Annotated in this window: 24 protein-coding genes and 1 pseudogene; 10 read left to right on the top strand and 15 right to left on the bottom strand. The window is 38.4% G+C overall.

Annotated elements, in window-relative coordinates; genetic code table 11:
• Nucleotides 1-350: 350 nt before the first annotated feature.
• The 5 genes from sdaAA to AAA923_RS11510 all read right to left on the bottom strand — a co-directional run bounded on the left by sdaAA (nucleotide 351) and on the right by AAA923_RS11510 (nucleotide 6,971).
• Nucleotides 351-1,217, bottom strand: a complete 867-nt coding sequence (gene sdaAA / locus AAA923_RS11530) for an L-serine ammonia-lyase, iron-sulfur-dependent, subunit alpha (protein WP_041501184.1) — start codon at nucleotides 1,215-1,217, stop codon at nucleotides 351-353.
• 14 nt (nucleotides 1,218-1,231) lie between these two features.
• On the bottom strand, nucleotides 1,232-1,903 hold the full coding sequence (gene sdaAB, locus AAA923_RS11525; protein WP_338217274.1) for an L-serine ammonia-lyase, iron-sulfur-dependent subunit beta: 672 nt from the start codon (nucleotides 1,901-1,903) through the stop codon (nucleotides 1,232-1,234).
• A 640-nt stretch (nucleotides 1,904-2,543) separates the two neighbouring features.
• Nucleotides 2,544-3,980 carry a C69 family dipeptidase gene (locus tag AAA923_RS11520; RefSeq protein ID WP_338217273.1) on the bottom strand — a complete coding sequence of 479 codons (1,437 nt, stop codon included), beginning with the start codon at nucleotides 3,978-3,980 and terminating at the stop codon, nucleotides 2,544-2,546.
• A gap of 68 nt (nucleotides 3,981-4,048) precedes the next feature.
• The gene (gene tdcB / locus AAA923_RS11515) at nucleotides 4,049-5,041 is read right to left on the bottom strand and encodes a bifunctional threonine ammonia-lyase/L-serine ammonia-lyase TdcB (RefSeq protein WP_435890181.1); all 993 of its coding nucleotides are present in this window, start codon (nucleotides 5,039-5,041) and stop codon (nucleotides 4,049-4,051) included.
• Nucleotides 5,042-5,573: 532 nt separating this feature from the next.
• On the bottom strand, nucleotides 5,574-6,971 hold the full coding sequence (locus tag AAA923_RS11510) for a glycoside hydrolase family 1 protein (protein WP_338217280.1): 1,398 nt from the start codon (nucleotides 6,969-6,971) through the stop codon (nucleotides 5,574-5,576).
• 163 nt (nucleotides 6,972-7,134) lie between these two features.
• Here AAA923_RS11510 and AAA923_RS11505 point away from each other — a divergent pair, with 163 nt between their 5' ends.
• Nucleotides 7,135-7,863 carry a GntR family transcriptional regulator gene (locus AAA923_RS11505; protein WP_338217271.1) on the top strand — a complete coding sequence of 243 codons (729 nt, stop codon included), beginning with the start codon at nucleotides 7,135-7,137 and terminating at the stop codon, nucleotides 7,861-7,863.
• 356 nt (nucleotides 7,864-8,219) lie between these two features.
• Here the strand turns inward: AAA923_RS11505 and AAA923_RS11500 are convergent, their stop codons facing one another.
• Nucleotides 8,220-9,242 carry an LCP family protein gene (locus AAA923_RS11500; RefSeq protein ID WP_338217269.1) on the bottom strand — a complete coding sequence of 341 codons (1,023 nt, stop codon included), beginning with the start codon at nucleotides 9,240-9,242 and terminating at the stop codon, nucleotides 8,220-8,222.
• 157 nt (nucleotides 9,243-9,399) lie between these two features.
• On the opposite strand from AAA923_RS11500, the gene AAA923_RS11495 reads away from it, so the two are divergent.
• A complete protein-coding gene (locus tag AAA923_RS11495) occupies nucleotides 9,400-9,888 on the top strand; it encodes a cysteine hydrolase family protein (protein WP_338217267.1) in 489 nt (162 codons plus the stop codon).
• A 43-nt stretch (nucleotides 9,889-9,931) separates the two neighbouring features.
• Here AAA923_RS11495 and AAA923_RS11490 read toward each other — a convergent pair whose 3' ends face one another.
• Entirely contained in the window at nucleotides 9,932-10,201 is a 270-nt protein-coding gene (locus AAA923_RS11490) for a hypothetical protein (protein ID WP_338217265.1), read from the bottom strand.
• A gap of 697 nt (nucleotides 10,202-10,898) precedes the next feature.
• Nucleotides 10,899-11,228 (bottom strand): thioredoxin family protein, encoded by a 330-nt coding sequence (locus AAA923_RS11485; protein WP_338217263.1) that lies wholly within the window; start codon nucleotides 11,226-11,228, stop codon nucleotides 10,899-10,901.
• A gap of 163 nt (nucleotides 11,229-11,391) precedes the next feature.
• Between AAA923_RS11485 and AAA923_RS11480 the strand changes: the two genes are divergently transcribed.
• Entirely contained in the window at nucleotides 11,392-11,667 is a 276-nt protein-coding gene (locus tag AAA923_RS11480; RefSeq protein ID WP_338217261.1) for a metal-sensing transcriptional repressor, read from the top strand.
• 520 nt (nucleotides 11,668-12,187) lie between these two features.
• Here the strand turns inward: AAA923_RS11480 and AAA923_RS11475 are convergent.
• Together AAA923_RS11475 and AAA923_RS11470 are read right to left on the bottom strand one after the other, a co-directional pair.
• On the bottom strand, nucleotides 12,188-12,889 hold the full coding sequence (locus tag AAA923_RS11475) for a VIT1/CCC1 transporter family protein (protein ID WP_338217259.1): 702 nt from the start codon (nucleotides 12,887-12,889) through the stop codon (nucleotides 12,188-12,190).
• Between the two features lie 13 nt (nucleotides 12,890-12,902).
• Nucleotides 12,903-13,592 (bottom strand): VIT1/CCC1 transporter family protein, encoded by a 690-nt coding sequence (locus tag AAA923_RS11470; protein WP_338217257.1) that lies wholly within the window; start codon nucleotides 13,590-13,592, stop codon nucleotides 12,903-12,905.
• A gap of 192 nt (nucleotides 13,593-13,784) precedes the next feature.
• On the opposite strand from AAA923_RS11470, the gene AAA923_RS11465 reads away from it, so the two are divergent.
• The 5 genes from AAA923_RS11465 to AAA923_RS11445 all read left to right on the top strand — a co-directional run bounded on the left by AAA923_RS11465 (nucleotide 13,785) and on the right by AAA923_RS11445 (nucleotide 17,560).
• Nucleotides 13,785-14,246 (top strand): Fur family transcriptional regulator, encoded by a 462-nt coding sequence (locus AAA923_RS11465; RefSeq protein ID WP_041501171.1) that lies wholly within the window; start codon nucleotides 13,785-13,787, stop codon nucleotides 14,244-14,246.
• Nucleotides 14,239-14,655, top strand: a complete 417-nt coding sequence (locus AAA923_RS11460; protein ID WP_338217255.1) for an arsenate reductase/protein-tyrosine-phosphatase family protein — start codon at nucleotides 14,239-14,241, stop codon at nucleotides 14,653-14,655. The genes AAA923_RS11465 and AAA923_RS11460 overlap by 8 nt, the downstream gene beginning before the upstream one ends.
• Nucleotides 14,656-15,189: 534 nt before the next feature.
• The gene (locus AAA923_RS11455) at nucleotides 15,190-16,098 is read left to right on the top strand and encodes a metal ABC transporter solute-binding protein (protein WP_338217253.1); all 909 of its coding nucleotides are present in this window, start codon (nucleotides 15,190-15,192) and stop codon (nucleotides 16,096-16,098) included.
• Complete coding sequence (locus AAA923_RS11450) at nucleotides 16,095-16,760, top strand: ATP-binding cassette domain-containing protein (protein WP_338217252.1); 666 nt, start codon at nucleotides 16,095-16,097, stop codon at nucleotides 16,758-16,760. The genes AAA923_RS11455 and AAA923_RS11450 overlap by 4 nt, the downstream gene beginning before the upstream one ends.
• 2 nt (nucleotides 16,761-16,762) lie before the next feature.
• Nucleotides 16,763-17,560, top strand: a complete 798-nt coding sequence (locus AAA923_RS11445) for a metal ABC transporter permease (protein WP_338217251.1) — start codon at nucleotides 16,763-16,765, stop codon at nucleotides 17,558-17,560.
• A 63-nt stretch (nucleotides 17,561-17,623) separates the two neighbouring features.
• On the opposite strand, the pseudogene AAA923_RS11440 reads toward AAA923_RS11445, so the two are convergent.
• From AAA923_RS11440 to AAA923_RS11425, 4 genes and pseudogenes are all read right to left on the bottom strand, one after another.
• Nucleotides 17,624-18,608, bottom strand: a pseudogene (locus tag AAA923_RS11440) (aldo/keto reductase).
• 88 nt (nucleotides 18,609-18,696) lie between these two features.
• The gene (locus AAA923_RS11435) at nucleotides 18,697-20,115 is read right to left on the bottom strand and encodes an MFS transporter (RefSeq protein ID WP_338217249.1); all 1,419 of its coding nucleotides are present in this window, start codon (nucleotides 20,113-20,115) and stop codon (nucleotides 18,697-18,699) included.
• Nucleotides 20,116-20,119: 4 nt separating this feature from the next.
• On the bottom strand, nucleotides 20,120-20,656 hold the full coding sequence (locus tag AAA923_RS11430) for a helix-turn-helix transcriptional regulator (protein ID WP_338217248.1): 537 nt from the start codon (nucleotides 20,654-20,656) through the stop codon (nucleotides 20,120-20,122).
• 118 nt (nucleotides 20,657-20,774) lie between these two features.
• Nucleotides 20,775-21,197, bottom strand: coding sequence for a Fur family transcriptional regulator (locus tag AAA923_RS11425; protein ID WP_041501157.1), 423 nt, complete (start codon nucleotides 21,195-21,197; stop codon nucleotides 20,775-20,777).
• Between the two features lie 629 nt (nucleotides 21,198-21,826).
• On the opposite strand from AAA923_RS11425, the gene AAA923_RS11420 reads away from it, so the two are divergent.
• Together AAA923_RS11420 and AAA923_RS11415 are read left to right on the top strand one after the other, a co-directional pair.
• Nucleotides 21,827-22,519 carry a response regulator transcription factor gene (locus AAA923_RS11420; RefSeq protein ID WP_338217245.1) on the top strand — a complete coding sequence of 231 codons (693 nt, stop codon included), beginning with the start codon at nucleotides 21,827-21,829 and terminating at the stop codon, nucleotides 22,517-22,519.
• Nucleotides 22,516-23,910: a sensor histidine kinase gene (locus AAA923_RS11415; RefSeq protein ID WP_338217243.1), complete on the top strand. Its 1,395-nt coding sequence runs from the start codon at nucleotides 22,516-22,518 to the stop codon at nucleotides 23,908-23,910. The genes AAA923_RS11420 and AAA923_RS11415 overlap by 4 nt, the downstream gene beginning before the upstream one ends.
• Nucleotides 23,911-23,975: 65 nt before the next feature.
• Here the strand turns inward: AAA923_RS11415 and AAA923_RS11410 are convergent, their stop codons facing one another.
• Nucleotides 23,976-25,871 (bottom strand): fructose-1,6-bisphosphatase, encoded by a 1,896-nt coding sequence (locus AAA923_RS11410; RefSeq protein WP_338217242.1) that lies wholly within the window; start codon nucleotides 25,869-25,871, stop codon nucleotides 23,976-23,978.
• Between the last annotated feature and the right edge of the window lie 386 nt (nucleotides 25,872-26,257).

Raw genomic sequence — 26,257 nt, 5'->3', positions numbered from 1 at the left:
CTAGCACCAAGACGAAAAACCTCTTTCATTGTTTGTGTGAGAACTCCAATGATACCTGATTTTTACGTCTTGGTGTTTTTATTTTGTCATTTTTCTAAAGTGGCTAACTTGATTATAAAATTCGCCATCCAAAATTTAATATTGTTTCATAACACAAATATACTAGCCAGAGATTGCACGAAATTGAGTTGGCTGTGGTAGTGGAGTTAGGACTTTAGTCCTTACTCCACAGGGCGACTTTGGAGACTTGCCGATTCTGCAAGGTTTCAAAGCGAGGTTCGAGACCGCTCTTTGGCTCGGACCGGTCCTCATAGCAGACTCAATTTCGTGCAATCTCTGGCGGACACCACCTAATCTCCGAAAATTTCTTTTTTCAATCTCAAGGCAGTTGGTGTAGTTGCTAAGCCACCTTCGGCTGTTTCTTTAAAGATTGATGGCATTTGTTGACCAACTTTATGCATCGCTTCAACAACTTCGTCAACTGGAATAACACTCTTAATTCCGGCCAAAGCCATGTCAGCTGAAATCATTGCTTGTGAAGAACCGAGTGCATTACGTTTAACACATGGCACTTCAACTAAACCAGCCACTGGATCACAGACTAGTCCCATCATATTTTGCAAAGTAATAGAAATTGCCTCAGCAGCTTGTTGAGCTGTTCCACCTTTAGCACATACCAAAGCTGCAGATGCCATTGCGGCTGCTGAACCGACTTCTGCTTGGCAACCACCTTCGGCACCGGCAATTGACGAATTATTCGCAATTACGAGTCCAAAAGCTCCAGCTGTGAAAAGAAAGTCGACTTGTTGATCACGTGTTAAATGTAGTCTATCTCTTGTGGCAACTAGTACTCCAGCTAAGACTCCAGCACTACCAGCAGTTGGTGTGGCACATATCAATCCCATTTTGGCATTAACTTCATTGACCGCTACGGCGTTACGAACGGCTTCCAAAATTGGTTCTCCACTCAAAAAATCGCCTTTTTTAATATAAGCATCCATCAACTTAGCATCCCCACCAGTTAAACCAGTGACCGACTTAACTCCAGCAATACCTTGCTTGATAGATTTTTCCATAACTTCCAAATTACGTTCCATCTGTGAACGGATGAATTCCTTGCTACGATCAGTATTTTCCATCTCAGTTTGGATCATCAAGTCAGCAACTGAATCGTAATCGGCACTTTTTTCAACTAATTCTTTAATTGTATAAAACATCTTGTAATCCCCTATTATTCAAAATACGTTGCATTATCGACATTTGGCAAAGCTCGTAATTTTTCCAGAATTTCCGGCTTATCACGGCGTTCATCCACTTCAATAATCATGATAGCTTTCTCACCTTTAGAAGCTCGAGTAACAGTCATGGTACCAATATTGATTTTGAAATTTGAAAAGACATCGGTTACTTTGGCAATCATTCCGGCAACGTCCTGGTGAACAGTGATATAGGTTGGTGTACCGAGGCTCAAGGACATCTTGAATCCATTAATTTCGGAAATTTGGATATTCCCACCACCGATTGAAACACCAGTTACAGACAACTCATGATTGCCTTTAACTAGATTGATTTTGGCGGTATTTGGATGATCAACTTTGTCACTCTTGGGAACGAAAGCCACTTTAATACCTTGTTCGTAAGCTATTTTCAAGGAATCAGCTAGATGTTCATCATCTGGTTCCATGCCTAACAAACCACCAACAATGGCGACATCTGTTCCGTGACCACGATAAGTCTTGGCAAATGATTCATACAAATCAATCGTGATTTTATCTGGCTTTTCACCGAAAATGTCGTGGACTACTTTCCCAATTCTGGCTGCTCCGGCGGTGTGAGAACTGCTGGGTCCAACCATTACGGGTCCAATAATGTCAAAAACACTTTTAAAACGTATATCTTTCATGGTTATTACCTCTGTATTATTTGGTTGCTTAGTTATGCCATCTACAGGGATGAGAATATTCACCTGCTATGCGGACCGGTCCGAGCCACAGTGCGGTCTCGAACCTCGGTTTGAAGCCTTACCACAGACCGGTAAGTCTCCAAACACGCCCGGTGGTGTAATGGCTAAAGCCATAACGCCACACCCACAGCGGGTAAATATTCTAACCCCTTCTGACTAGTTTATTTTTTATTATTACAAATAATTAAACTAATATTTCTGAACAAACATATTAATTAAATAAAAATTGAAATAAACTTCTGGAACGGTTTATCTTCAATTACATCAGCTTTAGTTTACAATTTTTGATTCAGTTATTCAGCCTTATTTTGATATAAAGAACGACAAATATCTTTCGTCTCCATTTTTGTTATTGGGGATTTTGGGGATATTTGTCGTTTTTTCTTTTGATGGATTTATTTAAAAGGACATTTTATATCGTCTGCCATATTTTAAAGCGGTTATATAGGCAGTGGCTCTAAAACGAGTTACGCAGGCCAATTTCTTCCGCTTTGCATGGTTTCCCAAATCATCCGCAAGGTACGCGGATAATTCGTGAAACTACGCAAATGCTCGGAAATTCCCGGGCCGGCTCCACTCTCTACAAGTTGGGATCCATCTTAAATGTCAACTTCGACAACTCTGTCCCTTTAGTTACTAAATCTGCTAGGTGGGCTTTTGTTGCGTCGTTATAATGTTTAACTATTTCTTTATTTTGTTCTGTTAGATAATCTGTTAATTCTGAACCGCTCATTGTGACTGCTTTTTTATCAACTGCCGCAATCTTTCTTCTGGCCCATGATGATAATTCTTTTTGATAGTCTAAGTTTGGTTCCACGAATTCTGAATAATGTGATTCTACTACCATTGCTAAGGCTTCATACATCCAGTATGCACTCTTCAAATCTAATTTATCTGGTGTATAACTGTATGACTCGTCGATGTCATTGGCATTAGTGAAGAATGGTACGTGTGGGCAGAAACTTGGAATTCCAAAGCCTGTCCATTCAACGCCGGCTGCTCCATTTTTGTCTGAATCTCTCATTTGTAGAATGTGAGAATTGGCTGTTCTGGAAAGTGAGATGGCACGATATGTTCTCTTGTCATGGTCACTACCGCTGCCCATTGGGTCATATTTTGTTTCGTTATAATGTGATTTCAAAATATATTGGATGTCTTCAACAGCAATCTTCTTTTCGGCTTTTCTGATGAAGGGAAGTTCTGGTGATTCTGGTTCTTGTTGGATTGATGGGTTCAAATAACGTTGTGCAAACCAGACACGTGGTGTGTTGTAATGGTGATCTTGTTCAGTATCTGTTCCGAAAATGTGGCGGAAATCCCAACGGTCAAAGTCTGGGTTCAAGTCATTGTCAGAAACGAAGTCTTGAATTCCGTCAGCCCACATGTAATTTTCTGGGTCGTTAAAGTCGATATCTTGAATGGCTACTTGATTGGCAGCAACGGCATAACTGTCGTCAGGAATTCTTACGGCAACCCATTGATGTCCGGTAACAACTTCCATGTACCAAACTTCGTCTTTATCGTTGAATTGCAAACCATTACCTTCAGCGGAACCATATTTGGCAACTAAATCACCAAGATATTTAACACCATCACGAGCTGAATCAATGTATGGCAATACTAAAGTTGCTAGTGAATCTTCAGCTAAACCATCTTTAACGTATGGATCGAAGGCCAAAACTTTTTCATTAGCATAAACACTCTCAGTTGCACTCATACCAACATTTTTCTCATTAAAACCATCTTCTTCGTTAGGACCAGCGGTCTTTTGGTTCGTGCTTGGCGTAGCGGTATAACGGTAACCACTTTCTGGATAAGGTGCTGTCATATTATTGTATGGTGAAACATATGTCTCATGACGTCCAGAAACAGCTGGTTGAACGATGATACGTTTAGGTTCAATTGCCAACATACGGTCTTCATTTCTGGAAATGTAAGTTGCTCCATCCATAGAAGCTTTCTTACCTACCATAATTGATGTACAAGCTGATGCTTCAAAACGATCGAGTTCTGTCATTTTTATCCCCCAATTAAAAATTTCTTTATATCATTTATGATACTCGTTCCTCTATTTCAAGGACAACCCTATCCGACAAAATGGTCAATATTAGTGGCAACTCGTTCGAGGTCAACATTACCGCCGGAAACTAAAGCCACTACTCGCTTATTTTCTAACCAGCAAGAATCAATTTTGTGTGCTTCCAAGGCAGCAGTTGGCAAAGCGCCAGCTCCTTCAGCCACAACTTTCGCCCGTTGCAACAAGTCTTTCATCGCTGTGGCTATTTCTTCTTCACTGACCAAAACCATCTCATCCACTAAGTGCTTAGTAATTGGAAAAGTTATTTGTCCGGGTGTAGCGACTGCAGTTCCATCTGCCAAAGTTTTATCAACGCCAAATGTCGTAATTTCATTAGCACGATATGAAGCTGTCATCCCATGAACATTTTCCGACTGCACACCAATCAAGTGAATCTGTGGATTAATAGTCTTGATAGCTGTTGCAATTCCCGAAATCAAACCGCCACCGCCAACTGGCACAATGACCGTGTCGACATCCTCCAATTGATCCAAAATTTCCAAACCAATCGAACCTTGTCCCGCAATCACATCTACATCATCGTATGGGTCAACAATTGTATAACCTTTTTCAGCAGCCTCTTCTTCCATAAATTGGTGAGCTTCATCAAACGTATCGCCATGCAAAACTACTTGAGCACCATAACCAGCTGTAGCTTGTTGCTTAGCCAAAGGAGCCCCGTGTGGCATAACGACAATTGACTTAATACCCAATAATTTAGAAGTTAGCGCAACTCCCTGGGCATGATTTCCAGCCGAAGCAGTGATAACACCACGTTCTTTTTCCAATTTGCTCAAATGATTAATCTTGTTAAAGGCACCACGAAACTTAAAAGAGCCAGTCAGCTGCATATTCTCAAGTTTCAAATAGACCTCCCCACCAGTCACATCCCGACTCAAGAACATCGACTGAATCAACGGCGTCACCCGACCAACCTGATGAATCAAGTGAGCAGCTTTTTTAATATCGTGAATCGTTACCGGATTCTGAAAACGTGGCATTGCATTTAAATCTTCGACAGTCATCAAAACGTCCACCTCCAAATTTATTTCATTTTCATGGTAACGCTTACATTTAGCTAAAACAACACATTTTTGTGATTCTTATCACATTTATTTTTGCCTGTTTACTGGGGTTAAACAGGTGTATTCAGAAGCTACTACACTTAATTTTCATGAAAATTGTTTTGCGTTTTACAACTCCGGAGTAGAGAGTATTCACCTGCTCTTCCGTCTAATCTATTGATATTAAATTTAATCATCATAAATAATTTCTGACACCAATTTACTAACATGTGATTAAAACATCGAATTTATAACAAAACTAGCCTCCGGTTGCCAGAAATGTAGTACCGCTGTGAAAGTGGCGTTATGGCTTTAGCCATTACACCACGGACGAGTTTGGAGACTCGCGGTTCATGCGAGGCTTCAAATCGAGACTTGAGACCTTGGCTCAAGTCGGTCCCACAAGCGGGTATCTACATTTCTGGCAACCGGAGGCGGCATATTTCAAGAACAAAAAAGAAGCCCATTTTTAGTGAGCTTCCACAGTTTCTAAATTGTTTAAATTGGCACCATTTGTTTTGATGACGCGTTGCAGCCACCAATAGCTTTTTTTAGGTACCCGTTGCATATCTTTCAAATAATGATTAGTCCGGTTAACATAAACCGTTCCATAACGCTTATCCATATTGCCGCTTGAACTAGGAATATCAATCAATCCCCAACCCAAGTAACCCAAAACTTCCACGCCATCTTCCCAAACAGCATCTTTCATTGCTTGGATATGGTCACGCATGTAATTAATACGATAGTCGTCTTGAATTTCTTTACCATCGTAAACTTCACGAACACCCAAACCATTTTCGATTGGAAACATTGGTAGGCAATATTCGTTGTAAACTTTGGTCAAAACATCCCTGAATCCGAGTGGATCAATTTGCCAGCCAAATTCTGACGTTTGTAAAAATGGATTTTCTTGCGCGCCATAATCCAAATATTGATTAGGCACTGTCCCATCAGGAACCTTGGCAGAGTTGATAGTTTCACTGCGATAATAGCTGAACGCTAGAAAGTCTGATGATACCTGAATTAAAATTTCATCATCATTTAATTGATAATCCATTTCAATCTTATGATTTTTAACATATGTCATAACTTCATGTGAATAACGACCGTAAACAAAGGAATCCAACAGATTGCGATTCAGAAATTCATTTATCTGACGAGCATATAAGACATCTTTGGGATTAGGTGAAGCTGGATAGACTTCGGTATAAGCCAACATTCCACCTATTAAACAATCAGTTTTCTCATGAATATAATTGGCAACACCCGCGTGCGCTAACATAACGTGATGGCTGATTTGATACATTTCATCAACTGTCTTGTCGCCTTTCATGTATCCTGAAATTTTAAATGCTTCGGTCGTGTGATACAAATTCTGTTCATTGAAAGTAATCCAATATTTTACACGGTCGCCAAAGCGTTTAACCATTTCAGTTCCGTATCTGACAAAGGCGCTGACGACTGGACGAGATAGAAAGCCATTATATTTTTCAGCTAAATTCAGTGGCATATCAAAGTGATACAAACAAATCATCGGCGTGATATTACGTTTCAACAGAGCATCAATCAATTTGTTGTAAAACTCGATTCCTGCTTCATTGAAGTTGCCATCACCTTCAGGATCAACACGACTCCAAGAAATCTGGAAACGATAAAAATTCATTCCCTGATTAGCCATCAAATTGAAATCTTCTTCATAACGATGATATTCATCAATCGCATCATGCCAATCCGAAGTATCAGCGGTTGCCTTTTTGATGTCATAAACTGATTTACCTTTACCATCCACATTCCAGGCACCCTCAGTTTGCATACTGGATGTTGAGTTTCCCCAAAAGAAATTCTCTGGCAATTTTTTATTCATCATTATCCACCTCATCCTCTCATATGAATACGTTTTCAGCATACCACAAAAGCAGTTAATGTAAACGTCCAATATAATATAAGTATATACTTTTAAATAAAACGAAAATCGTACATTTTTAATGCTACACTATTAATGATATAAGTTAGGGGGCTATCTGTTAATGGCATACAAGTACAAAGAAGTTGCAAATACGCTAAGGCATCAAATTCAAACCGGACGGTACGCCCCAGGTGAATTGATGCCCGATCAAAATCAAATTGCAAAAAAGTTTAATACCACTAGAATCACGGTCCACAAGGCTTTACAGCTTTTGATGGTTGAAGGTATGGTGTATTCCAAACGTGGTTCTGGAACATACGTCCGCAAAGATTATGTTGCCGACAATCACAGCGATGACCGCTTTGGACGTGTTTCGCCAATCGACAAACCCCTTGGTGCAACGAAAACTAATAAAGGTAAAACTGTTACCAGTAAAGTTTTGGAATTATCAGCACGCATCCCTACTAAAGATGAAGCTGATAAGTTGATTATCCAGCCAACTGAGCCAGTCTATGTAATTCGCCGTGTTCGTTACGTTAATGGTAAAATTTTTGCCTATGAACACACCATTATGCCAACAGCTATTACCACTTTAACTGAAGACATTTTGGAAAAATCAATCTATAACCATCTTGAAAAAGAAGGTCTACGAATTGAAGGAACCCATCGAATCATCCGGGCCGACAAAGCTGACCAAACTGACGTTGATACCGGAATTGCTCAAGAATTAGGTGAACCAGTTTTAATAATCAACCAATTGAGCTATCTTGATGATGGACAACCATTTGAAATTGCCGAATCACGTTTTCCTTATCAAAGCAGCCGTTTAACAGCTGACATAACATTATAAAAAATGACATCCCGTTTTTAGGATGTCATTTTTTATTTATTCTTTTAAAGTTGTTGTCTCGGGAGCTAATAAGATTCATCTACCCAACTAATTTATTTCATGGATAGATGTTAGAAAATCTGGAATGTTTAATGATAGTTCAATGTTTCCTAATAACCAATCGACATAAAAGAGTCGGAAGAGCTGAGAAATATTCACCAGCTATGAGAGTGGCGTTACGGCTTTAGCCGTTACCCCACCAGGCGAGTTGGAGACTTTCCGGTCTTTGGAAAGGCTTCAACCGAGGTTCGAGACCGCAGGCTCGGACCGTTCCGCATAGCAGGCGAAATATTTCTCAGCTCTGGAGACGGAAAATCTTAATATGTATTATTCGTATAATGCATAGTATCTAAGCCAAATGTATCGTAATTTATATCATCTGGATCTTTGAAGAACGCCTTATTCTTTGCGTTCAACCTAGTTTCAGTATTATCCAATGTTTGTGCTGATAGGCCTAAGTTGGCTCTTAAATCATCTGATGCATTTTGCATTGTTGATGTTGGCAATACTTGATATGAACTTTCGTTAATCCAAGCTGTTTTTCCTTGAATTTGATTGAAGTCCATTGACTTCGAACTGCCATGGTACTTCAATATTATTTGGTCGATTTCAGATGTTGTTAAATCAGTACTGATATCGTTACCCAACGTTTTGATTAAATCTGGAATTTTCATTAAATACTTGGGTTGTTCCAATTTTTTGACAACTGCTCGTAATACTTGTTGCTGACGAATTTGACGACCATAATCTCCTCGTGGATCTTGATAACGCATTCGAGCATACGTCAAAGCTTCTTTACCATTCAAATGATGTGTCCCTTTAGGAACTGTTACGCCGTCAAACGAAACATTCATAGGACTTTTGACAGTCACACCGCCAACAAAATCAACGGTTCTTTCCAAAGCCTGCATGTTGATAGCCACGTGATAATCCACTGGTACTCCTAACATACTGCCAACCGTATTTTTGGCCATTTTAGACAAACCAATGTTATAAGCTGCGTTAATTTTCTGAACATTTTTCGTTTTATCGCCGACCATTTCAGCTAAAGCATCTCGAGGGATTGAATAAGCCACGGTCTTTTGTTTCTTGGGATTCAAAGTTAATAACATCATCGTGTCAGAATTACCACGGTCAACTCGTCCATCGGTTCCGGTATCAGCCCCTAATAGCAAGATTGAGAAAGGTTTGCCCTGCTCAATTTTTTGAGAAACACTATTCTTATTTGTATTCAAAGAATTCAGCGAATCTTGAGTTCGGTAAACAAATATTCCAGCGAATGCTAGAACGATAACTAAAAGCACACCGATTATAATAGAAATTATTTTTAATTTTTTCATTTTTTATATCCTATATTTTGATATTTTCAATTATAAAGCGAGTTACCAGCTGTCTGCAAATTTTTGAGAGACAAATTTTAATAATGTCGCTTTCAAAAATTGAACCATAATGGTACGCTCAACCTAGAAAATCTTTTAAGGGGAAGTGTTATTTATCATGCCAGAATTAGCTGACGCATTGGTAATTGTAGACATGCAAAGGGGTCTACAATACAGCTACAATTTTGATGGATTAATTCACAGCATCAACGACCGCATCTTTAATTATCGCCAAGACAATTTGCCAATTATTTTTATTCAACATAATGATCAGGACCTTGTACGTGGCAGTGAAGCCTGGAATTTATCAGGAAAATTGGACAAACAAAAAGAAGACATCGTGGTGGAAAAGACCCATCCTAATGCCTTCTATCAAACTAATTTAAATAAAATTTTAATGCAAAAAGGGATTCGTTCAATTGAACTTTGTGGTGCCCAAACTGAATATTGCTGTAACGCTACAATCGTTATGGCTCATGGCCTTGGCTATAAAATCATCATGGGACACGATATGACGACTACCTTTGACAATGATTATATGATTGCTGAAGATACGATTTCATTCTTCGAAAACATCTGGGACCAACGTTTCCTAACAATTCAATAAAAAGTAAAAAAGTCGCAGCCGCGGCTTTTTGTTTTGAAAGAAATTAAGCATATGTAGCAGAACTGTGAATCAATTCGTATCCGTTCAAATTCAATGTTCCCAATAGATGATTGATAATTTTGTCCGGATAGATGCCATCAATCTTATAAGCTAGATAATATTTCGACTGATCATCAGATGCAATCCAACGTCCAATCTTTGCTAATTCTGGATAAGCCTTTGGGTCAAAGTCAACTGAGCGTCCAAAATCGATTGTGATAATTTCACCTTCAAACCAGCTGATATATTTAAGCGTTCCAGGTAATTTAGACATTTGCTACCATCCCTTTTGTATATATTTGAAACCGTTTTCTCTCGTCAAATATACCACCTTTTTGATGTGAAATGAGGCCCTTTTTGAAACTAAGGAATTTTTTTGTTGCCGCCTCCAGTTGTCAGAAATATAGTCTCGCTATGGGGACCGGTGAGAGCCAAGGTCTCTCACCTCGATTTGAATCCTTGCACAGCCCGCAAGTATCCAAACTCGCCCCGTGGTGTAATGGCTAAAGCCATAACGCCACCTTCATAGCGTGACTATATTTCTGACAACTTCCGGCTCATGTTTTGATAACTTGATAATTAATTAAATTTCATTCAATCAATAGCTTTGTTATTTGTATAAATACAAAAGGTTTCGGAATGTATTAAATGATTCAAATTATTTATCACTCTAGAAAACAAAAAAAGCCAGACACCCCATATTTGGAATTGTCTGACCCTTAATATCTTAAACTAACGGTTAAATAATTTAGCAACAATTACAGCTGCCCAAAACAAAAAAAATAGCCGGAGGGGACAAGTGATAAAGACCTGCTGTGCAAGTGGAGTTAGGGATTTATCCCTTACTCCACCGACGTATTTTGAAATTCGAGCGATTTTCTCGAAGTTCAAAATCGAGGCGCGAGACCTTGGCTCGCACCGGTCGCATAGCGGTCTTTTATCACTTGCCCCCTCCGGCGGCAGTGAAAAAACTAATCCATATACTTCTCTAGTTCCATACGGAATTTAGCTTCTGGTTGATAACCAACCATACGTCCGACAACATTACCATCTTTCTTAATGATAAATGTTGGGATTCCCTGAATACCAAAGTTGTTAGGTGTCTCTGGGTTGTGATCCACGTTCATTGAAGTAAACTTAATCTTGTCACCCAATTCATCAGTTGATGATAGCTTCTCCAAAATTGGGTTCATCATTTTACATGGGGGACACCAATCTGCATTAAAATCGGTAATAACTAGTCCTTTTTCTGTTTCGTCATTGAATGTCTTATCTGAAATTTCTGTAATATTAGCCATCATTCAAATCTCCTTCTCATTTCTATGTAAAATAATATACCCCCTAGGGTAAATGAAAGCAAATATTTTGATTCTAAGGCCTTTTCACAAAAAATAAATCAATTATTTGCTACCCTGTACCCGCATGGGTATAATTGGAACAATAAAACAAATTTGGGAGGTAAACATGTCTCAAACACCTGAAGAATCAGCCGCTGCAGCTAAAAAAATCACTAGCCGTTTGAAACGTTCACGTGGTCAACTTGATGCCGTGCTCAGAATGATGGACGACGACAAGCCATGTGACGACGTTTTAATGCAACTGTCAGCCGTAAAGTCTAGCGTTGATAAAGCAATGAAATTAGTAATCGCGCAAAATATCCGAAAAAACACCGATTGCAAAGATGCTAAACAATTGGAAGATTTACAAAAATCATTGGATCTAATGCTTAAAACTAAATAGTGAATTGAAGTATGCCGTTCCATTTCCAGAGCTGAGAGTATTCATCTGCTGCGCGGCACGATTCGAGCCAAAGTACGGTCTCGAATCTCGGTTGAAGCCTTTCCAAAGACCGGAAAGTCTCCAACTCGTCCGGTGGTGTAATCGCTAAAGCGATAACGCCACTTTCGCTGCGGATGAATACTCTCAACTCTTCCAACTCTTTTATTTTTATAGATGGACAATACTAAATATTTAAATGAAATCAAAAGCCTCCAGTAATCAAATCACTCGATTATTGGAGGCTTTTTCATTTGAAGATTATTAAATAATATCAATATGATTTTAAAACAAGAGATACATTAGCCGGAGGTCGTCAGAAATATAGTTACGCTATGAAGGTGGTGTTAAGGCTTTAGCCTTTACACCACGGGGCGAGTTTGGATACTTGCCGAACTGTGGCAAGGATTCAAATCGAGATGTGAGACCTTGGCTCACATCGGTCCCCATAGTGGAACTATATTCCTGACGACCGGAGGCGGAATTAAAGCATCAATCCAACTGAATAGTGAATTGCCATTGTAATTAGACCAACGATAATATTTCTAATCATTGCTGTTTTCACAAGTCCATCACCCAACTTGGCACTCAAATATCCAGTCAATGCTACTGACAATGTAACTGCCAAAATTGTTCCGGGCCACTTAACTGCTGATGGCAACAATGTCATCGCAACTAATGGGAAAATACCACCAGAAGCTGCAGAGACTAATGAAGAAAAAGCGGCATCCCAAGGATTCATATAATGTCCTAACTGCAAGTCATATTTAACTCTAACGACTGTACCCAAGGCATCTTTTTTCATCAATTCAGAAGCAATTTCATTGGCAGTTGCTTGTGTAACGCCACGTTCAACGTAGTATTTGGCAATCACTGCTAATTCAGACGGATAATCACTTTTTATCAACTCACGTTCTTTTTCAATTGCAGCTCTTTCGGTATCTTTTTGAGAGCTAACTGAAGCATATTCTCCAGAAGCCATTGAAAAAGCACATGCTAAGAGGTCAGATAGACCTGCGATAAATATTACGAATTGGTTGGTCGTGGCTACAGCAACTGAAAATAGCACTCCGACAACTGTTAAAATACCATCATTTGAACCTAGAACGCCTGCACGAAGGGTATTAGAACGTTCAGCCATTGTCTTCTTTTGTTTCTTTGGTTTAGAAACTGTCATAGATTTCATCCTTCTCACTCCCTTAATGTGCAAACAGCGAACCGATCGCATAAGTTACAAACATTGTTAATAGTCCGGAAACTACATTTCTGATGACTGCCTTTAAACGGTTAGCACCACCCAAAACAGCTGCTGTATAACCAGTAATCGTCAATGCGATAATAACTGCAATCACAGTTGCTATCATTTTGACGTCCTGGGGAAACATCGTAATTGAAACTAATGGCAAAATCGATCCCGTTGGAAAGGAAATCATTGAAGCCATTGCAGCCGCAATTGCACTAGTTTTCTCTTTAGGATTAAAGCCATAACGTTCACGAACGGCAACATCCAATGGATCTTTACTCAACATTTCTGAAGTAGCCTGAGTTGCCAATTCATTGGAAATCCCAGTTGCTTGGTATTTATCACGAATAAAGCTGAATTCGTTGTCATAATTACCATCTAACGCTGCGGACTCTTTTTCCAGAGCACGTTTTTCAGAGTCACGTTGCGTGCTGACAGATACCCACTCACCCATTGCCATTGAAATAGTTCCGGCTAACATTCCGGCAATTCCGGCTAGAAAAATGGCATGATTATTACTTTGAGCACTAGCAACTCCGACAACGATTCCGGCAACTGAAACGATTCCGTCGTTAGCTCCCATGACACTGGCACGCATTACATTGATTTTTTCGGCCAAGCTACGTTGTTTCTTTTCTTTGGTCATGTTTCCTCACTCCTTAACTATCTATTACTTTGGAATGGTTCTTACTTAGTAACGAGTTCATAATAACCCTAGTTTTCTGAAAAGTAAACAAATTACTGTTTTTGATGAAAAAAGGTAGTTTATTTGGAATTGTCTTACGTTTAGTAATATAATTAACCTGTAATGATTCTCATATAGAAAGGAAGATTGCTCATGGCTAGTAACGCTGTAATGGAAGAAACACTACAAGTTCTAAAGGACCATAAGTTGCGAGTTACGCCACAACGACACATTATTTTGGCCTATTTAGTTAGCCATCATAATCACCCTACTGTGGAGACAATTCGTGATGCCCTCAGCAAGGAATTGCCTAATATCGGGTCATCTACGATTTATAATACTCTGAACACTTTTGTTGACCATCATTTAGTTGTGGAATTGCAAAACGGTGACGGCAGTACTCACTATGATTACTTCGGTTCACCCCACTATCACGCCATTTGTACCAATTGTGGACGAATTGTAGACGTTACGTATCCTGGTTTCAGCGATACTGAAAAGAGTCTTGAAGAAAAGACTGCTGAGATTTCTGGATATATGATTTCTGGAAATCACATGGAGGTCTACGGTCTCTGCCCTGAATGTCAAATCAAACTAGGTATAAAAAATGAATAAAAGTATTTACTTCCTATGTAGCGGCAATTCTTGTCGTGGTCAAATCGCCAAGGGATACGCTAAAAAATATTTGCCAAATTGGACAATTGAAAGTGCGGGCGTGCGCGCGGAAGATCTTGATCCAAAGGCAGTAAAAGTTATGGCAGATGATGGTATCGATATTTCACAACAGACGTCAAAAAAGATTGACGATCTCTTTCTCAATCATGCGACTGTAGTCATCACTTTAAGTGGTGAAGCACGTGATAAAAATGTCCTACCTTCAACTGCTCGTTGGTTGCATTGGCCTATTAACGACCCAACCCTAACGACCGGTAGTGAAAGTGAAGAAATTCAAGCATATCGTGATGTACGTGACGATATTAAACAACATATTATTGAATTAACAGACAATATTGATAAGTTATAGACGCCGTTTCCAGAGCTGAGAGTATTCATCAGCTCTTCCAACTAATTTATTTTTTTGATGTAGGAATATTCCAAACTATTTAAATAAATTATTACCATGGCTGTTACAGCACCGTTTATATCAAATTTTCATTTTTAAATATTTAGAATAACAAAGAGTTGAACCCACCTGATTACTTCAGATGTGATTCAACTCTTTTTTCATACAATTAAAAATTTCAACATCACCAAACCTAATATGAATAGCTCGAGTTAAAGAAAAAAATTAGTCGGAAGGGCTGAGAATATTTACCCGCTGTGGGTGTGGCGTTAGAGCTTTAGCTCTTACACCACCGGGCGAGTTTGGAGACTTACCGGTCTTTGGTAAGGCTTCAAACAGAGGTGCGAGACCTTGGCTCGCGCCGGTCCGCATAGCAGGCAAATATTCTCAGCCCTTCCGACGGCAGCCCCCCAAATGATAAAACTTACTATTTACTTTTTTACAGCTTTAGTTTAGGGTTAAATAGTATTGTTTATCATTTAAGGAGAGAACACAATGAATTTTAAGAAACAAAAAGCTTTAGGAATCATTCTATCTTTAGCAATTTTCACTTTAATATTTTCAGGCTGCTCGAACAAGAAAGTTAAAGATACTTCACAAAAAATCAACATCGTCACGACTACAGATTTTTACGCTGAGGTCGCTCAGAAAGTTGTTGGTAATAAAGGAAACGTTTCTTCTATTATTAATAATCCGGCAATTGATCCTCACGATTATGAACCAACTACTAAAGTTGCTCAATCCGTCAGCAAAGCGAACATCACGGTTGCCAATGGTTTAGGTTATGATTCATGGATGAACAAACTTCAAAAAAATGGTACCGAAATCAAGATTGGCGAAAACGTCATGCATCAAAAGACTGGCGTTAACCCGCACATTTGGTACAATCCTGAGACCATGCCCGATTATGCTAAATATTTGGCTGACAAATTAGCTAAGAAATATCCCAAAAATAAGGCTTACTTTGAACAAAACGCTCAGGAATACATTGCCTCACTCAAGCCAGTTCAAAAAGAATTGAACCAATTAAAAGATGTGGTTAACAAGTTACCTAACAAAAATGTTTATGTCACCGAACCTGTTTTCGACTATTCAATCAAAGCTCTTGGGCTCAAAGTTACTAATCAAAAATTTGAACAAGCAATCGAAAATGGCACTGACCCTACTCCAGCCGTTATCAAATCCATGCACCAAGGAATTGAAAATAAACAGATTGCCTTGCTCGTTCTAAATAAACAAACGGACAGTAAAGTCGTCAACAATCTCGTTACATTAGCCAAGAAAAATAACATCCCTGTTTTAAGTGTCACGGAAACTTTACCTAAGGGTAAAACTTATCAACAATGGATGTTATCACAATATCAAGCTCTAAATAAGATTTTACAAAGTGAGATGAAACAATGATTGAAGCAGAGAATTTAACTAAACGATTTGGAAAGCAATTAGTTTTCAAAGAATTGAATTTTCGAATCAACGACGGTGAATTCATCAGCCTAATTGGTCCCAACGGTTCTGGTAAAACGACACTGGTCAAAATTCTAATGGGTTTGGAATCAAAAACTAGTGGCGAGTTGAACGTTGAAAAACAGACTATCGGTTACGTGCCCCAATTTCGTAATATCGACCTCGATTATCCACTCAGTATTGAGCAATTCATCCGTTTGAACCTCAAGTTTACTTTCAGTCCCAAACAACGTCAGCAAGATAACGAGCTTATCAACACTATAATGGAAAAAACTCATCTGACTGAACTCAAGAATCGGCCATTAGGATTGGCATCTGGTGGTGAAAAGCAGAAAGCATATTTGGCTCAAGCACTTTTGAACGAACCTAAGATTTTGATTCTTGATGAATCGACTGCCAGTTTGGATGTCGAGGTCAAAATGCAGCTGATGGATCTCGTCCAAGAGTTGAATCAAAAATATCAGTTAACAGTTATTTTTATAACTCATGATTACGAACTAACTAAAAAATATACGAATCGAGCATTACTTTTCAAAAATAAAACCCTGGAAGAACTTGACGTTGACCAAGTTTCTAAAAAGATGTTCGAGATGGAGGGCTAATTATGTTTGAATATGAATTTATGCGTCAGGCCTTTATTGCCAGTACCTTCATCGCAATCACCGCTGGATTAGTAGGTGTTTTCGTTGTTTCACGGAACATGTCATTCTTGTCGCACACCTTGTCAGAAATAGGTTTTGCCGGAGCAGCATTCGGAATTCTCGTGGGTATTTCACCATTAGCGGGAATGATTATTTTCACACTCGTCAGTTCCATCGCCGTTGGAAGTTTGAGCGGTGAAGCATCCCGAAGAGAAGCTTCAATCAGTGCTATATCGTCGTTATTTATCGGATTAGGAATTCTATTTCTATCTTTATCAGCACAATCAAGTAGCTATGCTACAAATATTCTCTTCGGTAGTATTGTCGGAATCAGTGCCGCAGAAGTAAAGCAATTATTGATTTTGGCAATATTCGTTATAATTATCTTTTTGATATTTTATAAACCACTTGCATTCGACTCATTCGACCACCTAGGGGCACAAGCCTCCGGATTAAAAACACGTTTATTGTCAATCGTCTTTCTAATAACCTTGGCCTTAAGTGTTAGTATCGGCGCGCAAATCGTCGGTTCACTATTAGTCTTTGTCCTACTGACACTCCCCGCCGCAACAGCTAAATACATCGTTCATTCTGTACCAAAGATGATCCTTGTTTCAGTTGGATTGTCGTTAGCCGGTGTCTGGTTGGGACTTTATCTAGCATTCGTTACCAATTGGCCAGTGACATTCTTCATTTCTACGTTTGAAGTCTTGGCATACTTTGCAGGTTTAAGTTATAAAAATTGGAAATTAACACATTAAAAAAAGCTATCACTAGAAATCAAATTTGATGATTTCTAGTGATAGCTTTTTTGACTCATTATTTTACCACTTATATTGAACTGGATTCTTAATGTACTTGTCATAGACATCACGGACGATTCCCATTTGCTCATGGGTAAATGGTGGTAGTTCTGCAGCCGTTACATTTCTTTCAATTTGTTCTGGCTTTGAAGCACCAGGAATAACTGTGCTGACACCGTTGTTCATCAAAATATAACGTAATGCCATTGGTGCTAATTTGTTACCAGCACCTAATCTTTCATCTAATTCTTGGGCAGCCTTAACACCAGTTGCGTAATCGACACCTGAGAAAGTTTCACCAGCATCAAATTCTTCACCATTTCGGTTGGTTGTTCGATGGTCATTCTTACCAAACTTCGTATCCAAAGTATATTTACCTGTCAATAAGCCGCTGGCAAGTGGTACTCTGACGATTGTTCCGACATCATGTTCCTTAGCCATTTTGAAAAAGTTATCTGCCGGACGAAGGCGGAACATGTTGTAGATGATTTCAACTGAAGAAATATTATAATCTAAAGCTTTAATACCTTCCTCAACTTTTTCAACACTGACGCCATAGTTCTTGATCAAGCCCTCTTTTTTCATCTTATCCATGGCAAAAAATACTTCTGGCTCATAGAAAACTTGAGTTGGTGGACAATGTAATAGCACATTATCTAGCGCATCAACATCTAAATTCTTTAGACAATCTTCAACGAAGCCACGAAGATTTTTTTCATTGTAACCTTCGGCAACATGCGGATCCAAGCGACGGCCAATTTTAGTTGAAACAAAGACCTTGTCTTGTTTTCCTTTAATAAATTTAGCAATGGCGCGTTGACTTTCACCATCTTGATAGACATCCGCTGTATCAAAGAAATTTACACCTTGGTCATAAGCCTCTTCCAAAGTGGCAAGCGCATCTTTTTCTGAGAATGGATCGCCCCCATTTTGAACCGAGTTGCCAAGTACCCAATGAAACTTCACTAGCATTAAAGCCAGTATTTCCAAATCTACGATATTTCATGAATATTTCTCCTGAACGTTTACTCAATTTGATAGTAGCACTTAGCCTATACTCTAAGGCAATCACTTTTTCTAAAAAAAACTGAGATTTACTTTCTCATCAAACGAACTCCCGTAATAACTGTAGCCACCAAACAAATGGCCAATGAAACCATGAATGCCACGTGCATACCGGAAATGAATAATCCCGGCTGAGATGGTATATATGAAGTAACTGTGTGCCCTGCTGTATGACTCATTGAAGAAAACAAGACAGTTGTCGCTACGGAAATACCAATAATCATTCCCAATTCACGTGCTAAAGCATTGACCCCACCGGCAATTACAAGATCTTTGACTTCAACTGAATTCATAACGATTGAATTATTTGGCGCTTGGAAAACACCATTACCAAATCCAACTAATCCAACAAAGAACATGAAAATCCACAATGGTGTTGATAGACCAACGAAAATATAGCCAATTTGACTGACTGAAATTAAAATCAAGCCAATAAATGTTAACAATTCGGGACCAATTTTATCAGAAATCGCCCCAGCAATCGGTGCCACAACAACCTGTACAATTGGAAATGTCATCAAGGCGTAACCAGCATAATTAGCTGCCAATCCTCGAGCATTTTCTAGATAGAATGGTGAAATAACATTGAAGAAAAAGTTTGCTACGAAAATTAAAAAGGCACAGAAAATACTGATCGTGAAATTAGCACTACGGAAAATTCTTAAATCTAGCACCGGAATTTCAACACGCAATTCAGTCCGAATGAACCAAATGAATGCCAATAGAGCCACCACAAACAATGTCAAAATACTTGGATGAACAAAGCCGACTTCTTGTCCTAAGAATACTCCCGCAAACAGCGTTACCATCACCAAAGCAAAGAGTGCGGAACCAGTTTTATCAATCTTTTGCTTCGACAAGGTAATATCTTTTGGCAAAATTTTCATACCTAACAAAATTGCAATAATACCAACGGGTACATTGATCAAGAAAATGTAACCCCAGTGCAAATGCGCCAAAATCAAACCACCGACACCGGGTCCAGCAATACTTCCCAATGCCACGAATGACCCAATTGTTCCCAAAGCTCGACCGCGTTCGCTGAATGGAAATACTTCAGTAATAATTCCGTTATTCGTACTCATCGTCATCGCTGCACCAACGGCCTGCAAAGCACGAGCAGCAAGCAAAAATGTTAAGCCTGAATTGAATCCACAGAGTAATGATCCAACCGTAAAGAGAATTGAACCTAGTTTGAAAATTCGAATTTTACCATAGGCATCCCCGAGTTTTCCAAATAATAATAATAGTGCACAAATAACAATTAAATAAATTGAAACGACCCATTCTGCTTGATTCATGGGAATTTTTAAATCTTTACTCATCACTGGCAAAGCAATATTGACAATACTTCCGTCCAAAGTCGACATAAAAGTAAACATACATACCGCAACTAAAATTAGCCAACGATGCTTTTGAATCTCCGGATCTTTAGCAAAGCTATCCATAAACTTAAGCTCCTTTTCTTTCCTTTAAAAGCTGTGCAATCCAGTCTATCTGAACTTGCGCACGTAAAATCTGTAACTGCTTAACTAGTAAGGCATCGTCAATATCCGCCTGAATCATGTTGTCATTGATTTCCAATCCCATTTTCAAACTTTGAAGATGCTGTAGTTTAGCCTCAGAAAAAGCCTGAAAATCTTCCAAAACAAAGACTTGTTGTTCTCGATTCAATAAATGTAAAAAATGTATCTTCATTAAAAAAGTCAATTGGGTTTGTTTATTGACGGGCGTTTTAACAGTCGCTAACTCATAAAAGTGTTTTTTGCCACTTTCAGTTATCGCTGCTAGTTTTTGAATACGCTCATTGTCCGTTGTTTCAAATTTATGATCTATCATCTTAGACCGTTCCAACTTATCCATTAATGGATACAAAGTACCGAAACTAATGGCCTGGTCATTTCCAGCAATCGTGATGAAAGCCTTTCTCAATGCATATCCAGTCATCGGATAATCCATCAACTGTCCCAAAATAAATAATTCGTACATCCTTAACACCTATCTTTCTCGTTTCCAAGCATATATCGTTTCGATATATTGTACAAGTTATTTTTTGCAGAAAAAAAGACATAATTTCAGTAAAATCAAAATTATGTCTTTAGCAAGTTTAAGCATTTAATTTTTTTGTACAGTCAGCACAGAGTCCATAAACCTCAATGGCATGACCTTCAATCGTATATCCAGGTAATTGATCAGCAAAGAATTCCATTGGACAAGCCTTGAGTTCCGTAACTTTCCCACAATTCTTACAGACAAAATGGTGATGATGACGATGTGTAAAATCACATTGATACTTCACCAAAGTCTTATCTTTTTCCTGATATTCAACTAATCCAATATCGGCAAATTCTTTCAAATTCCGATAAATCGTATTATTACTCATGCCCGGATAAAGTGAACGCATATAGTTAGCAATATCGTTGATTGACACGTATTGAACTGTAAATTTGCCCAAGAAGTCGATTAGGTCAGTTCGCTGTTTAGTTATTTTATAATTGTTTTGTTTAAGAATCTCAATTGCTTTTTCCATCTGATATCACCTTTCACTGCTGTCTCCAGAGATAAGAGTATTTCGCCTGCTATGCGGAACGGTCCGAGCCAAAGTACGGTCTCGAATCTCGGTTGAAGCCTTGCAAAACCAGCAAGTCTCCAACACGCCCGGTGGTGTAATGGCTAAAGCCATAACGCCACTTTCATAGCTGGTGAATACTCTCATCTCTTCCGACTAATTATTACTTTATCAACTAATCATTTCGGATTATTTAATATATTTGCTAAATATTCATATTATTAATGTAACCTCAAACGTGAATGAGTTTTAGCCTAACGTTTTCGCTAATTAGTAGTATAGCATAATTAGTAATTTTTACGCTTTAGTTTATTTTTTAGTTAGTATTAAGGTCTATTTACTATTATAATTACTAACAAGATTTTAATTAAATACTCTAGCCAGAGGTTATCAGTAATATAGCTAGCAGTGAAGGTGGCGTTATGGCTTTAGCCATTACTCCACGGGTCAAGTTTGGATACTTGCGAAACTTGCAAACTTCGCAAGTATTCAAATCGAGGTTCGAGACCGCACTTTGGCTCGGAACGGTTCCCACTGCAGACTATATTACTGATAACCTCCGGCGGCATAAACTTTTGGGAGATTTGTTAATGAAAAATACAATTTTAATTGTTGAAGATGAACGTAGTCTTTCCAGTTACGTCAGTAAAGAACTACAATTTGAAGATTTCGACGTCATTATCGCTAACGATGGTGCTGAAGCAATGGAACTTTATGAAAAACATCAGAATGAATTACTGTTAATTTTACTCGACTGGATGTTGCCAAAATTAGATGGTATGGAAGTACTCCGTCGAATTCGTAAGCATGATCAAGTTCCTGTCATTGTTATGACTGCTCGTGATTATATTGGTGATAAAGTTGCTGGTCTTGATAACGGCGCTGACGATTATATTACTAAACCTTTTGAGATTGAAGAACTTTTAGCACGTGTTCGGGTTATTCAAAGACGAGCTGAACATCTAACTGAACCTGATCAAACTTATCAAATTGCTGACCTAGTTTTGAATACTAAGTCACACCAAGTTACTCGTGATGATGAAAATGTTCAGTTGACGAGACGTGAATACGACCTATTGTTATTCTTCCTGCAACATGTTGGACAAGTTTTTACACGTGATGAATTGCTCGACAATGTTTGGGGTGAAGATTTTCTTGGACAACAAAATGTAGTCGATGTTTACGTTGGTTATCTGCGAAACAAGGTTGATGGCAAAAACAATCAAGCTTTGATTCAGACTATTCGTGGAGTTGGCTATTCAATCGAGGATGTGGCAGAATGACAGACACTCAAAAGTCACCGTCCTATCAAGAGTTAATCAACAGCGCCATTCGCAAACTCGTTATTATCATTACTTTATCAATTAGCGCAATAATTTTGGTTGTCGTGGGTATTCAACAGTATTCGCAAACCGTCCACGAAGCCAATGGTCAAATGATGAGCCTGTATCGGTCCAATATCGATGACATACCCGGCTTTATTCAATGGAGCAATCAGAATAATCGTCATACCAAGCAGAATACAGTCGTTCGTGTAAAAACGAATAAATCGTCAATTACTGCTGCTTCCAATCGAGCGGGTCAAGAAATTATGACGACCTCTGCCTCAAAAAAATTTATCAATCAGCGGAAAGTTTTGATTTTGCCGGGTCAACATATCGTCTATGTTCAAGGCTACGGTTTCTTCCTCTTTTATACGAGAAAAGATGCCGATACGACCTATCAACTGTGGACTAGTTTGAGCCGTTTAATCAATAGTCTTCTATTATTATTGATAATTATCAGCATCATCGTCTTTGTCACCCTAGGATTTGGAACTTGGTGGGCGCAACAATTGGCTACCAAATTGAGTGCTCCAACGATTGCTTTAGTTAAAGAAACTCGCAGCACCATCAAGGACCCCGACACTGATCAGCCAACTTTGACGGTGCCTGATAGTCCTCAAGAAATTAAGGAATTGGGTAATGCATTTAATGAATTGCTGGAAGCTCAAAATCAACGATTGCAACGTGAAAAGGACTTTGTTTCCAACGCTTCCCACGAACTGAAAACACCAATTGCAGCTATTCGTGGCAATATCAACTTAATCAAGCGCCACGGTGAAAAGCATCCCGATGTTATTCCTGAATCGCTGGGATTTATCGACGAAGAGTCCCTCCGCATGCAAAATTTGATTACCAACCTCTTACACTTATCTCGAGCTGACCGAGCCGACTTAGTTTTGGAAAAAGTTAATCTATCTGAAATTGCCGAACAAATTGGTAGCCAATATCAAAAAACTTTGGCACATGAACTGAAGTTATCAATCACATCTAACCTGAATATTTCTGGTAATGCCGACACATTGAAGCAAATTATTGTTGCATTATTGGACAATGCTAATAAGTATTCACCTGAGGACACGCCAATCACACTAGCTTTAGAGAAGGCGGCTGGCACAATAAAATTGTCAGTTAAAGATTTAGGTATGGGTATTCCTGACAATCAGAAGAAATTGATTTTCCAACGTTTTTATCGAGTTGACACATCCCACTCTACTGAAATTAAAGGTAGCGGTTTGGGATTATCCATTGTTTCTCAACTAGTTAAAATCAATAATGGTTCGATTACTGTTTTGGACAATCAACCAAAAGGTTCTATTTTTGAAGTTAGTTTCGATGAAAACGGAAACTAATCTTCGCTAAAGAGGAACCCTATCATACTTGAGATAATCAGGTATGGTAAGGTTCCTCTTTTTTATTACTTACTATTCAACTCTAAAATTAGTTCATCCATTTGTTGCTTAATCTTTTGACCAATATCAGTTTCAGCCACGAGCTTGCGTTTAACTGACTGCTCAATCACCCGTTTGGTTGAAACGACATCTTTCATTTCTTCAATCGCCTTGGCACGAGTCGTAAATGGTTCATGCGTGACCAACTGCAATCCATAAGAATTAGATAGCAAAGTGTATCCACCGATACCAGTCGTCTTATGATAAGGTTTCGACATACCGCCATCAATCACAAAAATTTTACCATTGGCTTTAATTGGAGAAGTCCCAGCTTTGACTGGCGTATGACCGTTAATTATGTGACCTTCGTTGATATCCAATCCAAATTCTTGCAACAGTTGATCCGCAAACCATTCTTCTTTTCGTAATGAATAATATGGATTCAATTTTTCAATGTGCAATTCATCATCATTGACGAAATATCGTTCAAAGGTTGTCATCTTATCCTTCCCGAATAATGGTGACATTTTTCCGGTCCATAAATACCAAATAATATCGGTATTGAAAGAATCTTCCGCGGTTGGGTGTTGCAATGCTTTGCGAATCATTTTGTCAAAATAATCGAATAATTGCTTGCCAGCATAGGATTTTCCATTAATAACTAAATCCTGTAATTGACCATTTTCATCAACCGGAATACAGCCATGCAACAATAAATTGCAATTATACTTGAGATACATCGAACCATTATCAACTAAATATTTTATATGCTTATTTAATTTTGGGGAATTAATAAATTGTTGAATCAAGTCATCAATTACAGCAGATTCTTCTGGAGTCAATGCATATGGATTTTCCATATCCACCAGTTGAAAACAGCCATCTTGTAATGGATACGATTTTCCATTCAAAATAATCGTTTTTTTATCAGGTGTTAGTTTATCCAGCAACAAACGATTCTCCATTTGAAAATCCGGATTGCGCTTGATAGCAGCCCCTTCCAACTTGAATTGCATAATGGCTGCTGCCTGTTGAACACGGTTATCCTGAATTTTATTATCAATCGAAATAACTTCTCCAGTGTCTGATTTAGGATTGAATGTCTCCAAAGGTTGATAATACTTAGTAGCCAACGCAATTACCGAGGTCAAATCAATCCCATAGGAATCTTGCAGAATGGATAAATTATCGTAACGTGCACAAATTCGCAGTAAATTTAACATGCATAATTTGGATCCGGCAACGCTACCCATCCATAAAATATCGTGATTGCCCCACTGGAAATCAAAATTTTGCCAATGACGTGCCAGATGTTCAACGATGTAATCCGGATGTGGCCCACGGTCGTAAATATCACCAATTATATGAACGTGATCGACCACCAAACGTTGAATCGAATGACATGTGGCAACGATAAAATCATCAGCTTCGTTCAAACTGACAATGCTCGTCATAATATCTTGATAATAGTATTGCTTAGTTTCAGTATTCAAATCTGCATAGAGCAGTTCTTCCGTAATATAAACAAACTCTGGAGCAATGGATTTTCTAACTTTTGAGCGCGTATACTTGTTGGCCGTATAGCGTAAAACTTCAATTAAATTGTTGAAAGTATCCATATACCATTGATTCAATTCATCAGAATCATGCATCCGTGATTTGGTTTTAGTCAGAATTTCTGATGGATAATAAATTAAAAATGCCAACTTTTTCTGACTGGCAGGAGTTAATCGACCAGTGAATAATTCAGCTATTTTTTGCTTCGTATTACCTGATCCATTCCGCATGATGTGAGCAAATTCATCATATTCACCATGAACGTCACTGACAAAAGCTTCAGTCCCTTTAGGTAAACTCAAGATTGCGGATAAATTGATGATTTCTGACTTAATTTCATTTTGATTCGTGAAATTCTTCCCCATTTCAGTGTATAGACCTTTCTTTGTAAATGATGCTTATAGGTTAATTACTAGCACATAGTTAGAACTATACCATTTAGAGAAATATATGTAAACGGTATCACAATGATTCAGGCGCCTTGTGCTATACTTAGTGCAGTTTATCAATAAATTTATAATTAATTGGGGGAACTTATAATGCTCAATTTAGCGTTACTTGCATCGCCTACTGAAGGAATAATTGTTAACATTACACTAAATATATTTATTATTTTTTCGAGTATCTTCTTACATGTTGTATCTAAAAATCCATTACATAAAACAAAAAAAAGTAATGGTCGATTAAAACTTATAAATTATAAACTTGAACACAAAAGTTGGTGGTAAGTTTGTTAATAACCATATTCACA

The sequence above is a fragment of the Companilactobacillus muriivasis genome (assembly GCF_036246245.1).
In the GTDB taxonomy this organism is placed as follows: Bacteria; Bacillota; Bacilli; order Lactobacillales; family Lactobacillaceae; genus Companilactobacillus; species Companilactobacillus muriivasis.
The sequence above is the reverse complement of the archived record's forward strand: the minus strand, read 5'-3'. Positions and strand labels throughout refer to the sequence as shown.